Origin of the sequence: Mycobacterium sp. 3-98 (genome assembly GCF_035918355.1) — a bacterium.
Taxonomy (GTDB): domain Bacteria; phylum Actinomycetota; class Actinomycetes; order Mycobacteriales; family Mycobacteriaceae; genus Mycobacterium; species Mycobacterium intracellulare.
Map to the genome: position 1 here is coordinate 3,182,924 of NZ_CP142360.1, position 11,835 is coordinate 3,194,758.

12 protein-coding genes are annotated in these 11,835 nt (G+C 67.9%); 4 read left to right on the plus strand and 8 right to left on the minus strand.

The features are described from left to right. Window positions 1-106 precede the first annotated feature (106 nt). Window positions 107-295 carry a hypothetical protein gene (locus QGN30_RS15140; RefSeq protein ID WP_248923087.1) on the plus strand — a complete coding sequence of 63 codons (189 nt, stop codon included), beginning with the start codon at window positions 107-109 and terminating at the stop codon, window positions 293-295. Between the two features lie 36 nt (window positions 296-331). Here the strand turns inward: QGN30_RS15140 and QGN30_RS15145 are convergent, their stop codons facing one another. Next, window positions 332-973, minus strand: coding sequence for a carboxymuconolactone decarboxylase family protein (locus QGN30_RS15145; protein WP_064939062.1), 642 nt, complete (start codon window positions 971-973; stop codon window positions 332-334). Window positions 974-1,131: 158 nt separating this feature from the next. Then, on the minus strand, window positions 1,132-1,827 hold the full coding sequence (locus QGN30_RS15150) for a cutinase family protein (protein ID WP_248923086.1): 696 nt from the start codon (window positions 1,825-1,827) through the stop codon (window positions 1,132-1,134). 119 nt (window positions 1,828-1,946) lie between these two features. Between QGN30_RS15150 and QGN30_RS15155 the strand changes: the two genes are divergently transcribed. Then, window positions 1,947-2,609 carry a class I SAM-dependent methyltransferase gene (locus tag QGN30_RS15155; RefSeq protein ID WP_248923085.1) on the plus strand — a complete coding sequence of 221 codons (663 nt, stop codon included), beginning with the start codon at window positions 1,947-1,949 and terminating at the stop codon, window positions 2,607-2,609. A gap of 14 nt (window positions 2,610-2,623) precedes the next feature. On the opposite strand, the gene QGN30_RS15160 is transcribed toward QGN30_RS15155, so the two are convergent. The 3 genes from QGN30_RS15160 to QGN30_RS15170 are packed head-to-tail and all read right to left on the minus strand — an operon-like array spanning window position 2,624 to window position 5,689. After that, window positions 2,624-3,700 carry a prenyltransferase gene (locus QGN30_RS15160; protein WP_014382555.1) on the minus strand — a complete coding sequence of 359 codons (1,077 nt, stop codon included), beginning with the start codon at window positions 3,698-3,700 and terminating at the stop codon, window positions 2,624-2,626. Then, window positions 3,687-4,445 carry a class I SAM-dependent methyltransferase gene (locus QGN30_RS15165; protein ID WP_248923084.1) on the minus strand — a complete coding sequence of 253 codons (759 nt, stop codon included), beginning with the start codon at window positions 4,443-4,445 and terminating at the stop codon, window positions 3,687-3,689. Before QGN30_RS15165 ends, QGN30_RS15160 begins: the two co-directional genes overlap by 14 nt. Further along, complete coding sequence (locus tag QGN30_RS15170) at window positions 4,439-5,689, minus strand: glycosyltransferase family 4 protein (protein WP_008256684.1); 1,251 nt, start codon at window positions 5,687-5,689, stop codon at window positions 4,439-4,441. Before QGN30_RS15170 ends, QGN30_RS15165 begins: the two co-directional genes overlap by 7 nt. Window positions 5,690-5,979: 290 nt before the next feature. Between QGN30_RS15170 and QGN30_RS15175 the strand changes: the two genes are divergently transcribed. After that, window positions 5,980-6,777 (plus strand): DUF1906 domain-containing protein, encoded by a 798-nt coding sequence (locus QGN30_RS15175; protein ID WP_014380139.1) that lies wholly within the window; start codon window positions 5,980-5,982, stop codon window positions 6,775-6,777. Window positions 6,778-6,837: 60 nt separating this feature from the next. Here QGN30_RS15175 and katG read toward each other — a convergent pair whose 3' ends face one another. The 3 genes from katG to QGN30_RS15190 all read right to left on the minus strand — a co-directional run bounded on the left by katG (window position 6,838) and on the right by QGN30_RS15190 (window position 10,907). Next, entirely contained in the window at window positions 6,838-9,078 is a 2,241-nt protein-coding gene (gene katG, locus QGN30_RS15180; RefSeq protein WP_008256682.1) for a catalase/peroxidase HPI, read from the minus strand. 50 nt (window positions 9,079-9,128) lie between these two features. Further along, on the minus strand, window positions 9,129-9,569 hold the full coding sequence (locus tag QGN30_RS15185) for a Fur family transcriptional regulator (protein ID WP_008256681.1): 441 nt from the start codon (window positions 9,567-9,569) through the stop codon (window positions 9,129-9,131). Between the two features lie 111 nt (window positions 9,570-9,680). Further along, window positions 9,681-10,907, minus strand: coding sequence for a L,D-transpeptidase (locus tag QGN30_RS15190; RefSeq protein WP_248923083.1), 1,227 nt, complete (start codon window positions 10,905-10,907; stop codon window positions 9,681-9,683). A gap of 157 nt (window positions 10,908-11,064) precedes the next feature. On the opposite strand from QGN30_RS15190, the gene QGN30_RS15195 reads away from it, so the two are divergent. After that, complete coding sequence (locus tag QGN30_RS15195) at window positions 11,065-11,817, plus strand: hypothetical protein (RefSeq protein ID WP_136245409.1); 753 nt, start codon at window positions 11,065-11,067, stop codon at window positions 11,815-11,817. Window positions 11,818-11,835: the final 18 nt, after the last annotated feature.

An 11,835-nucleotide genomic window follows, 5' to 3' on the forward strand; every position in this document is an offset into this window, starting at 1 on the left:
TGATCGTGGTAATCGCCCTCGCGCTGATATTGCGCGGCCACCCCCTGGGCGTCCCGGGTCGCGATCGTCGTCGGATTCGGCAGCGCGACCCTGTTCGTCTACGCACGTGCTGCCCACGTTTCTTCCCGGCCACCAGGACAGCTTCACCGCGGGACCGCGGATCAATGTCACCTGGTTCTCCTGGCTGTCCGCCGTCGGTGAGATCGGGGCCGGGCTGATCCTCGGCGTCGTGGGTCTGCGAGCGCGGCGCCGGGCGGCCGTCGAGCCGCCCGGCCACCCCCGCGCAATCGCCTAGGCCCGCAAGCGGCGACCGGGTCTCCCACCGCGATAGTCAGTCATCCGGCGACGTGGCGGCACCGATGTCGAGCACACCGCCGCCTTCCGGATCGACTACCTCGACGGTCGGGTCGTCGACGTCGTCAAATTCCAGCCGCAAGGCCCGAGACATGATCGCGTGCATCACGTACATGGTTGTGGTGTAGGTGAACTCGAGGATCTCGGTGTCGCTGAAGATTTCCCGCAGTTGGGTCATCAGCCGCTCCGGAACCCGGCCATGCTGTCCCGCAAGGCAATCCGTGTAGGCCAGGAGCAGCCGCTCGGTCTGGTCGAAGCAGTCGGCGGTCTGCCAGGACGGTATGGCAGCGATCTTCTCCTCGGATAAACCCGCCGATCGGCACGCTTTGCAGTGTTGCGAGAAGACGAACTGGCTGCCGACCACCCAGCCCGCGCGGATCTGGCCCAGTTCGCGGTGGTCGGCGCGGATGGAAACCTCTTCGCGGTACAGGCGGAAGCCACGCACGGCGTGGCGCAGGGCGGCGGGGGATTGCGCCATCACCGTCCACCAGTTGCCGGGAGTGCCACCGATGGTGCCCGGCTCGGCCACCGGGTCGCGATCGCCGAACATGAAGTCATACATCTTCAGCGTGAATTCGTCGCTGACTTCGTCCCGTGGGATCGGCTTCAGACGCGGCATCGCGTCTCCTCTCAGCTGGCGGCACGAATCGGGCATACGCAGTCGGATCGATCTTAGGTTCCGCGCGGCGTCAACGTAGTTGGCAGCAACGACAGACGGCAAGAGCGGTCTGGCGTCTGGCCGGCGCGCCGAATCGGGTACCGCCCGGCGCGCCTGGCTCAGAGCTTGCCGGCGACGAAGTCGGCGGCCTGGTTGGCCATGCCCGCGTCGATGTACGCGCCGGCGAGATGCTGGGGCCAGTTCTGCTTCCACGTGTTCGGGTCAGCCGGGTTGCAGATCGGGTCGGCGCCGTGGCACAGCTCGATGGTCCGGTCGTTATAGGTCGGGTTGAAGTTGGTGATCGGACCCACCCACTGACTTCCGTTGCCGAACAACGTGACCGCGGCGATGTGCTGGTCGACGCCCGGCGGCAGGGGGCTGTCGAAACCGAACGCGCCGATGGGCGCCGCGAGCACGACGTCGGTGACCGCCGCGCCCAGCGAGTAGCCGCCCAGCACCAGCCGGGTGTCGGGGCAACTGTTGACCATGTCCTGGATGTGGTGGCTCATGTCGTTGGCGCCCTGCGCGACCTCGGTGTCGGCGGGGTATCGCACGGCATAGGCGTCGACGGTCCTGTTCACCTTGGATCGCAGCGCGCTGATGAACGCGTTGCCCAGCACGCCCGGTCCCGGCGATTCGTTGCGGCCGCGGGCGAACACGACCTGCACCGGCGCGCAGGCCGCGGCGGCCGATGGCGCCGCGAGCGGCGACGCGGGCGGAAGGGCCGCGGTGGCCAGCACCAGGGTGGCCGCGGTGGTCACCGCGGCAAGGCCGACGGCAGCGAATTTACGGATAGGCAAGGCGCGCACGCCCATGATGGTAAAGCGATCCCGCCACGCCCGCTGGCCGGCCGGCACGCAGACCTCGCGTGATCGCTCAGCGCGAACATCGACCACGGTGACGGTGGCGCCGATCCAGGCGATAGGTTCAGCTGATGGATCACGTCGACGCGGGAGCGCCCGAGCGCTTGTTCGCCCTGGCCGAACGGGTACAGGGTTTCATGCCGGCCGACGAGGGGCGCGCGCTGTACGACGCCGCGCTGCGCTATCTCGACGGCGGCACCGGCGTCGAGATCGGCACGTACTGCGGCAAATCCACCCTGTTGCTGGGCGCGGCGGCGCAGCAAACCGCGAGCGTGCTCTACACGATCGACCACCACCACGGCTCCGAGGAACATCAGGCCGGCTGGGAATTCCACGACGCCTCGCTGGTCGACGAGGTCACGGGCTTGTTCGACACCCTGCCGACGTTTCGCCGCACCCTCGACACCGCCCAGCTGGACGACCACGTCGTCACGATTGTCGGCAAGTCGCCACTGGTGGCGCGGGCATGGCGGGCGCCGCTGCAGTTCCTGTTCATCGACGGCGGCCACAGCGAGGACGCCGCTAACCAGGACTTCGACGGATGGGCCAAGTGGGTGGCCGCCGGTGGGGCGCTGGCCATCCACGACGTCTTTCCCGACCCCAAGGACGGTGGGCGGCCTCCGTACTACATCTACTGTCGCGCAATCGATTCCGGGAAGTTTCGGGAGGTGTCGGCCACCGGGTCGCTACGCGTGCTCGAACGCGTCAGAGGCCAGCCCGGGGAACCCGTTTAGCGGACAGTCTCCGGCTACCGGCCGGGCCCGGCTGCGACGCATTCGCAGTCGAAGTCGGTCTGCAGGCCCATCGGCAGCGCGTCGCCGCGGAAGATGCCCGCGCCGGCGGTCGCATTCGACAGGGCGTCCGCCGCCAGGATCATCGCGGCGCCGGTCCAGGTGGTGCGCTCCTCGGGCCACCGTTTCCCGTCCGCGAAAACCAGGCCCGTCCAATAGGATCCGTCGCTTTCGCGAAGGTGCTGCATGGCGGCGAACTGGCGGTGAGCCTCGGAGCGCTGGCCGAGGGCATCCAGCGCCATCACGAGCTCGCAGGTCTCGGCCCCGGTCACCCAGGGGCGATCGCCGACGCATCGGATGCCCAGACCGTCGACGACGAAGTCGTCCCAGCGCTGCTTGATGCGCGCGTCCGCCGCCGGCCCCCGCAAGGCACTGCCGAGGATGGGGTAGTACCAGTCCATCGAGTAGCGCTCTTTTTCGGTGAACGCCTCCGGATGGTCGGTGATGGCGTGGCCCAATCTGCCCACCGCCAATTCCCACTCGGGCTGCGGGTCCTCGACGAAGGCCGCCAGCGCGAGCGCGCAGCGGATGCTGTGATACACGCTGGAGCACCCGGTCAGCAAGGCTTCCGGTAGCAGACCGGCCTCGCTTCGCGCCCAAGCGATTTCACCGTTGCCGACCTGCATGTCGATGACGAAATCAATAGCCTTGCGCACCGCCGGCCACATGTCGGCCGCGAACGAGGCGTCGCCCGTGACCAGTACGTGGTGCCAGACACCGGCGGCGATGTAGGCGCAGAAGTTGCTGTCGCTGTTGGCGTCTTCGATCACGCCCGCCCGAAACTGGATGGGCCAGGAGCCGTCGGACCGCTGGGTGCGGCGGCTCCAGTCGAAGGCCGCCCGCGCGGGCTCCAGCAGTCCGGCGGTGGTGAGCGCCATCGCGCACTCCACGTGATCCCACGGGTCGGTGTGGCCGCCCTCGAACCAGGGGATGGCGCCCGAGGATTCCTGTGCGGCGGCAATCGCCAGCGCGGTCTGTCGGCATTGTTCGGGAGTGAGTACCCCGGCGACCGCGGGCAGGTTAGACCGTTGCAACTGAATATCCCGCGCTCGCTTGGCTATCGGCGTCCTGCTGCTTGACGAAGTACATCGCCACGCTCTTGCCGACCAGCGGATTGAGCAGTGACTCGGCAAGCTGGGTGATCTTGGGTCGCTGCATCAGATCCCATACCAGAAGTTTGTGGTAGGCGGTCACCGCGCGGTGGTCGGTGTTCGAGACGCCCACAGCGCATTTCAGCCACCAGAAGGGCGAGTGCAGCGCATGCGCGTGATGGGTATGTGTCAGTTCCATTCCGCCATCGAGGATCTTGCCGCGCAATTCGTTGGCCCGGTAGATGCGCACGTGGCCGCCCTCGTTGGCGTGGTATTCGTCGGACAGCAACCAGCACAGGCGTTCGGGCAGCCAGCGCGGCACACTGACCGCCAGCGTGCCGCCGACTTTGAGCACCCTGATCAGTTCGGCGATGGCGATGTCGTCTTGCGGTATGTGCTCCAGAATCTCCGAGGCGATGACACAGTCGAATGTCTGATCGGCGTACGGCAACGTGAGCGCATCACCGACCACCACCTTCGCCGACGCTGCGGCGGGCGCCTCGCCGTTGTCGGCCATCGCGCGCAAAATGGTGTCGACCGACCGTAATTCGTCCTCGTCGCGGTCGAAGGCGACGACGTCGGCGCCGCGTCGATACGCTTCGAACGCGTGCCGGCCCGCGCCGCAACCCACGTCGATGACCTTGCTCGACGGCCCGATCCCGAGCCGGTCGAAATCGACTGTCAGCATGTCGCCTCGCCCCGCGCGGTACGGGCGATCGCCCGCTCGTAGACCCGGACGGTCTGGGCGGCGACGGCTTCCCAGCTGAACACGTCGACTGCGCGTGTTCGTCCCGCCCTGCCGAGGTTGCGGCGCTTTTCCGGAGAATCCAGGAGTTCGGCGAGCGCGTGGGTCAGTGCGTCCACGTCGGCGGGCGGCACCAGCTCGGCGCAAGCGCCGTCCGTCCCAAGGACTTCCGGCAGCGCGCCCACCCGGCTGGCGACGATCGGGGTGCCGCTGGCCATGGCTTCCACGGCCGGCAGCGAAAACCCTTCGTAGAGCGACGGAATGCACGCCACCTCCGCGGACGCGAACAACGCCGCGAGCTCGGCATCCGAGAGCCCGCTGGTGATGTGCACGATGTCGGAGATCCCGAGTTCGGCGATGAGCTTGTGGGTCGGGCCGTTGGGTTCGACCTTGGCGACGAGCCGTAACTCGAGATCACGGACGGTGCGCAGCCTGGCCACCGCCTGCAGCAGGGTACGGACGCCCTTGAGCGGGGTGTCGGCGCTGGCGATCGCGATGATGCGACCCGGTTCCCGCGGGCCGGAGCCCGGTTTGAACAGCTCGGTATTCACCCCGAGCGGCACCACGTGCAGCTGGTCCGGCGAGACGCCGAAGTCGCTGATGATGTCGGCGGCCGAGGACGACGAGACAGTCAACAGGTCGGGGATGTGGCGGGCGACCTCCTGCTGCATGTCCAAAAACCCATACCAGCGGCGCACCAACGGTTTTCGCCACCATCGCGCCGCGGCCAGATCCAGCACCCGATCGCGGGTGATCGGGTGGTGCACGGTGGCCACCACCGGCAGTCCCGCGCCCGCAATGGTGAGCAGCCCGGTGCCCAGGCTCTGGTTGTCGTGCACGACGTCGAAATCGGCTGCCCGCTCGGCCAATAACCGCGCGGCCCGCATCGTGAACGTCCGCGGTTCGGGAAAGCCCGCGGTCCACGTGGTCAGCAATTCCAAAAGGTCGATGGAGTCGCGAATTTCGCTCGGCCGCGGCACCCGGAAAGGGTCGGGTTCCCGATACAGATCAAGGCTCGGAACCTCGGTGAGCCGGACCCGAGGGTCGAGCAGGTCGGGATACGGCTGCCCGGAAAACACCTCGACGTCGTGACCGAGTTCCACCAGACCGTGGCTGAGATGGCGCACGTAGACGCCCTGTCCGCCGCAATGGGTCTTACTACGGTAGGACAGCAGGGCAATTCGCATACTCAACTCTTCTTTGCTGGAAAATGACCGCGGAAAGGCGCCGAATCCATCGCGGTCAACGGGCTCCCGAACTCCGTGACAGCAAACTGGACATGTGTCCAGACTATAGTTCGATCACCTAAGCGAGCGCAACGAGCCCGAAATCCTCCGTCTCGCGCGGAGACGGCCCCCGGGATGTCCGACACGCAAAGATCATGCCACTGGCGGAGGGCCGCCGGCTTTCCGGCCGGGGACCTGCCGGTGCTGACCGGCGAAAATGAGCGGCCCGCGGCCTTTGTTACCATCGCGCGGTGCGGGATTCGGCTGCACCGGCGGGACACGCGCCGCGATCTGTCTCCAGACGCGACGTCCTGAGGTACGCGTTCGCCCCGACCATCCTCGGCCTGGCGGCCGCGATGGCCGAGGGACCGACGGCGGCGGCCGCCGGACTGACGCTGATCGATTTCGCCGAGAAGAGGATCGCGCCGGACGAAATCAAGGCCGCGGGATACGGCGGCGTGGTCAATTACGTGTCGGAGTCGCGGCCTGGCGCGAACTTCGAGGCGAAGCCCATCACCCGCCCGTACGCGGACTCGCTGCGCGCGGCGGGCCTGCAGATCGTCAGCAACTTCCAGTACGGCAAGCCGGGTTGGCCCGACCCGTCGGACTGCACCCGCGGGCACGAGGGAGGCGTCGCCGACGCTCAAGCGGCGATGCGGCTGCACACCGCGGCCGGGGGACCGGACTCGGCGCCGATCTTCTTCAGCATCGACGACGACATCGACGAGAACACCTGGAATGGCGTTGCCGTCGACTGGTTTCGAGGGATCAACTCGGTGCTGGGCGTCGGCCGCACCGGCATCTACGGGCACGCCAGGGCGTGCGGCTGGGCGATCCGCGACGGCGTCATCGGGAACTCCAGCACGCCGGGGCACCGGTGGGCGTGGCAGACGCGGTCGTGGTCGCACGGGGAGCGCGAACCGGCGGCGGTGCTCTACCAGGCCGTCGTCAACAGCCCGTCGAACCCGGGCCCGCTGCTCGGCGGGATCAACGTGGACGTCGACGACGTCCTCGCGCCCGACTACGGACAATGGGATCTGGCGCGCTGATCCGAACGCACGACACCCCGCGAACCGGTGGCCCGCGGGGTGTCGCTCGCTATCCGACTGTTATTTAAGGTCGAACCGGTCGCTGTTCATGACCTTCACCCACGCCGCGACGAAGTCCTCCACGAACTTCCCGTGGGCGTCATCCTGGGCGTAGACCTCGACGAGGCCACGCAGCACCGAGTTGGAGCCGAAGACGAGGTCGTTCGCGGTCGCGGTCCACTTGAGCGCGCCGGAAGCCCGGTCGCGTCCCTCGTAGACGTTCTCGGCGGTCTCCGACGCCTTCCACTCGGTGCCCATGTCGAGCAGGTTGACGAAGAAGTCGTTGGTCAACGCGCCCGGCCTGTCGGTGAAGACCCCGTGCTTGCTGCTGCCGTGGTTGGCACCGAGGGCACGCAGACCGCCGACGAGCACCGTCATCTCCGGACCGGTCACGCCGAGCAGGTACGCCCGCTCGATCAGTAGCTGCTCGAGCGGCGCCTTCTCACCCGGCCGGATGTAGTTGCGGAATCCGTCGGCCCGCGGTTCGAGCACCGCGAACGACTCCACGTCGGTGCTCTCCTGCAAGGCGTCGGTGCGGCCCGGCGCGAAGTGCACCGAGATCTCGTAGCCGGCGTCCTTGGCCGCCTTCTCGACGGCCGCCGAGCCCGCCAGCACGATCAGGTCGGCCAGCGAGATCTTCTTGCCACCGGATGCCGAGGCGTTGAAGTCCTGCTGGATCTTTTCCAGCACCGGCAGCACCTTGTCGAGCTCGGAGGGCTCGTTGACCTCCCAGCTGCGCTGCGGCTGCAGGCGCAGCCGGCCACCGTTCGCTCCGCCGCGCTTGTCGGTGTTGCGATAGCTCGCCGCCGCCGACCAGGCCGTCTTGACCAACTGCGGGATGGACAACCCGGATTCGAGCACCTTCTTCTTCAGCGCCGCGACGTCGTTGTCGTCGACCAGCTCGTGGTCGACGGCAGGGACGGGGTCCTGCCACAGCTGCGGCTCGGCGACCCACGGGCCCAGGTAGCGGCTGATCGGGCCCATGTCGCGGTGCAACAGCTTGTACCACGCCTTGGCGAACGCGTCGGCCAGCTCCTCGGGGTGGTCCAACCAGCGCCGCGTGATGTCGGCGTAGATCGGGGACTCCCGCAACGAGATGTCGGTCACCAGCATCGTCGGGGCCCGCCCGGCACCGCCGAACGGGTCGGGGATCGTGCCCGCACCCGCGCCGTCCTTGGCGGTGAACTGCCACGCCCCGGCGGGGCTCTTGGTCAGCTCCCATTCGTAGCCGTACAGCGTCTCCAGGAAGCTGTTGTCCCACTTCGTCGGGGTGGGCGTCCAGACCACCTCGAGGCCGCTGGTGATCGCATCCTTGCCCGAACCGGTGCCGTACGAGCTCTTCCAGCCCAGCCCCTGCTGTTCGATCGGGGCGGCCTCCGGCTCGGGGCCCACCAGGTCGGCGTCACCGGCGCCGTGGGTCTTGCCGAAGCTGTGCCCGCCGACGATCAGCGCGGCGGTCTCCTCGTCGTTCATCGCCATCCGGCCGAACGTCTCGCGGATGTCGATCGCCGCGGCGATCGGGTCGGGCTTGCCCTCCGGGCCTTCGGGGTTGACGTAGATCAGGCCCATGGTCGTCGCGCCGTAGGGCTGCGCGAGCTCGCGCTCACCCGAGTAGCGCTTGTCGGTGCCCAGCCATTCCTCCTCTTCTCCCCAGAGGATCTCTTCGGGCTCCCAGACGTCCTCGCGGCCGAAGCCGAAGCCAAAGGTCTTGAAGCCCATCGACTCCAGGGCCACGTTGCCCGCGTAGGTGATCAGGTCGGCCCAGGAGATCTTGTTGCCGTACTTCTTCTTGATCGGCCACAGCAGCCGCCGGGCCTTGTCCAGGCTCGCGTTGTCCGGCCAGCTGTTCAGCGGGGCGAAGCGCTGCATGCCCTGGCCGGCGCCGCCGCGGCCGTCGTGGATGCGGTAGGTGCCCGCGGCGTGCCAGCTCATCCGGATGAACAGGCCGCCGTAGTGGCCGTAGTCGGCCGGCCACCAGTCCTGCGACGTGGTCATCAGCGAGATCATGTCGGCCTTGAGCGCCTCGACGTCGAGCTTGGCGAACTCCGCGGCGTAATCGAAGTCGTCGCCGAGCGGGTTGGACAGCGGCGAGTGCGGGTGCAGCGACGAGACGTCGACCTGGTCGGGCCACCAGTCCCGGTTGGTCAGCGGGGCATGCGCCTTCGGCTTGGGTGAAGGGATTGCTGGGTTTTCGCTTTCGCTCTTGCTAGCCGTCCCGCTGTCTGGTTGGGGTGGGCGGCTACTGGTTGTATCAGATGACACAGCATTCCTTTCGAGGGTGGGTGAATCGGGCTGCGATCACGGGCTGTGATCTAGGAGCCTGCAGTCGAGCAATCGGCGCACAGGCCCCAGTAGATGACTTCGGCCTCGTCGAGAACGAAGCCATCAAGAACGTTGTCGTCGTCCGACGGTGTCAGGCACGGTGCCTCGCCGACGGCGCAGTCGACGTCGCCGATGGTCCCGCAGGACCGGCAGACGACGTGGTGGTGGTTGTCGCCGACCCGCGACTCGTAGCGCGCGACCATGCCCAACGGCTGGATGCGCCGGACCAGGCCGACCGCGGTCAGCGCGTTGAGGACGTCGTACACCGCCTGTCGGGACACATCCGGCAGGCCCACCCGGACCGCCGAGAAGATCGTCTCGGTGTCGGCGTGCGGATTCGCGTCTACGACCTCCAGCACGGCAACCCTGGGGCGGGTGACCCGCAGATCGGCCATCCGCAACCTGTCCGCGTAATCGGCCGTCGATGACACCGCACCAATATGACGCACTTATCTGGAACGAGTCAAGAGTTTCCTGTGAAGTGGGGCACAATTCCGGGTAACGAATGGGCTGCGTCACGTCTGGATCACGTCGCGCGAATGTCAGGTGGGCTTGAGCGCGCTGCCTTCGCGCCACTGGTCCCAGCTCAGCGTCCAGTCGCCGTTCTGCTCCAGCGCCAGCGGCGGCCCGCCACTGTTGCGGACCTCGACCACGTCGCCGGGCACCGAAAAGTCGTAGAACCATTTCGCGTTGTCGGCGTTGAGGTTCAAGCACCCGTGCGAGGTGTCGCGGTGCCCCTGGGCCCACACCGTCGCTTCGAGCTCGTGCAGGTAGATGCCGTCGGTGCTGATCTTGGTGGCGTAGTTGATGGTTTCGCGATACCCGAGCCGGGAGTTCTTGGGCAACCCGAAGGTCGAGGAGTCCATGACGACCGGATTGCCCTTGTCGAGCACGGTGTACACGCCCGGCGGGGTCCACAGCGAGATCTTGCGGCCGCCGACATCTTCGGTGCCGCCCATTCCCATGCTGGTGGGCATCGTGCGCACGAGCGCTCCGTTGTTGAAGACGCTGATCTGTTTGGTGGCGTCGTCGGCGATGGAGATGTGCGCATCCCCGATCCGGAACGAGACCCGACTGTCGTCTTGCCCGAATAGCCCGTCGCCCAAAGCGATTCCGTAGATTTGCGCCTCGGCCGTGATCTGCGTGCCCGGGGCGTAGTAGTGCTCCGGGCGCCAGTGCGCGTTCTGGCCGTCGACCCAGAACCATGAGCCCTCGACCTTCGGGGTGGTGGTCACGGCCAGGTGTCGCTCGGCGGCCGCCCGGTCGGCGATCTGCTCGTCGAAGTGCGCGACGATGACCGTTCCGACGCCGTAGGTGCCGCCGCCGCGCAGCGGCGCCTCCGCGGTGGTCGTGAACGACACCTTGGTCTGGTTGGACGGTCGCAACGTCGTGAACGTCGAGACTTGTTTGGCCGCAACACCGTTGGTGCCGCGACTGGTGACCGTCAGTGTGTAGGTGCGCCCGTAGCCCAACGGGACGGTGGGCTTCCACACCAGGTTGTCCGGGGTCATAACGCCCTGGACCGACGTACCGGCCTCGTTGACCATGTCGACCCCGGCCAGGGTGCCCACCTCGGCCTTGACCATCACGGGAGCGACGGGGTCGACGTCGTGTGCGTCGGGGGCGGGGGTGAACGTCACGTGCGCGGGCCCGGGCGTCGTCGCCGCGGTTTCGGAGTGATGATCCCGCGATGCGATCTGGATCGCGCCGACCACGCCGACAACGACGAACACGACCAGCAGGAGCCGGCGGGGCCAAGGGAATGTCATGGTGTGCACCTGATAACCCGCGACGCCCTGCCCGTAAACGTGCAGGTGTCCTGGGCCGAACGCGCATTCGGGCGAGAAGATCGCCGGACCTCGCCGTGGGTACACGCCCGGCGCAAAGAATCATGCCGACGCCCGGCCCGCGAGAGATCATGGCTTCATGGCCGACGAGGAACTCGACGATCTTTATGGCGTGCCGCCCAAGGAGTTCACCGCCGAACGCGCCCGGCTGACGGCCGCGGCCAGGAAGCGCGGTGACGACGCCGCCGCCGAACGCATTTCGGCGGCCACCAAGCCGACGACGGCGGCGTGGATCGTCAACCGGCTGGCCCTGCGGCGCAAGGACACCCGCGAGCGCCTGGCCGACCTCGGTGAGCGGTTGCGGGCGGCGCACGCCGCGATGGACGGCGCGCGCATCCGCGACCTGTCGGTCGAGCAACACAAGCTCATCGACGAACTCACTCGCGACGCGCTGCGGGCCGCCGAGGTGAAGCAGCCGTCGGCGTCCGTGCGCGAGGATTTGACCAGCACCCTGCAAGCCGCCGTCGCCGACCCGCAGGTGAGGGCGCGGCTGGGCCGACTGACGCGGCCCGAACAGTGGTCGGGTTTCGGCGCCCTCGGGGAGGCGGCGCCGGAATCGGCGCCCGAGAAACCCCATCGCGGGCGCGTCGAGAAGCTCCGCGCGGCGGTCGCCGAAGCCGAGCGGGCCAAAGCCGAAGCCGACGACCGGTTGTCCGAGCGGGAAGCCCAACGCGACGAGGCCCGGCGCCGCCGCGACGAGGCGGCGCGGGCGCTGCGGGCGGCCGAGCGCGAACTCGGTAGCGCCGAACACAATTACGAGCGGGCCGAGGAAGCCAGCCGAGCCGCCGCCGACTCGCTCACGGAGGCGAAAGCCCGGCTGAAGCGGGCGTGAACCCGCGCGGCGTTTCTT

Excerpts from the sequence above, each read along its gene's own strand:
- QGN30_RS15145 (WP_064939062.1), bottom strand. The coding sequence starts at position 973 with ATGCCGCGTCTGAAGCCGATCCCACGGGACGAAGTCAGCGACGAATTC.
- QGN30_RS15150 (WP_248923086.1), bottom strand. The coding sequence starts at position 1,827 with ATGGGCGTGCGCGCCTTGCCTATCCGTAAATTCGCTGCCGTCGGCCTT.
- QGN30_RS15155 (WP_248923085.1), top strand. The coding sequence starts at position 1,947 with ATGGATCACGTCGACGCGGGAGCGCCCGAGCGCTTGTTCGCCCTGGCC.
- QGN30_RS15165 (WP_248923084.1), bottom strand. The coding sequence starts at position 4,445 with ATGCTGACAGTCGATTTCGACCGGCTCGGGATCGGGCCGTCGAGCAAG.
- QGN30_RS15170 (WP_008256684.1), bottom strand. The coding sequence starts at position 5,689 with ATGCGAATTGCCCTGCTGTCCTACCGTAGTAAGACCCATTGCGGCGGA.
- QGN30_RS15190 (WP_248923083.1), bottom strand. The coding sequence starts at position 10,907 with ATGACATTCCCTTGGCCCCGCCGGCTCCTGCTGGTCGTGTTCGTCGTT.
- QGN30_RS15195 (WP_136245409.1), top strand. The coding sequence starts at position 11,065 with ATGGCCGACGAGGAACTCGACGATCTTTATGGCGTGCCGCCCAAGGAG.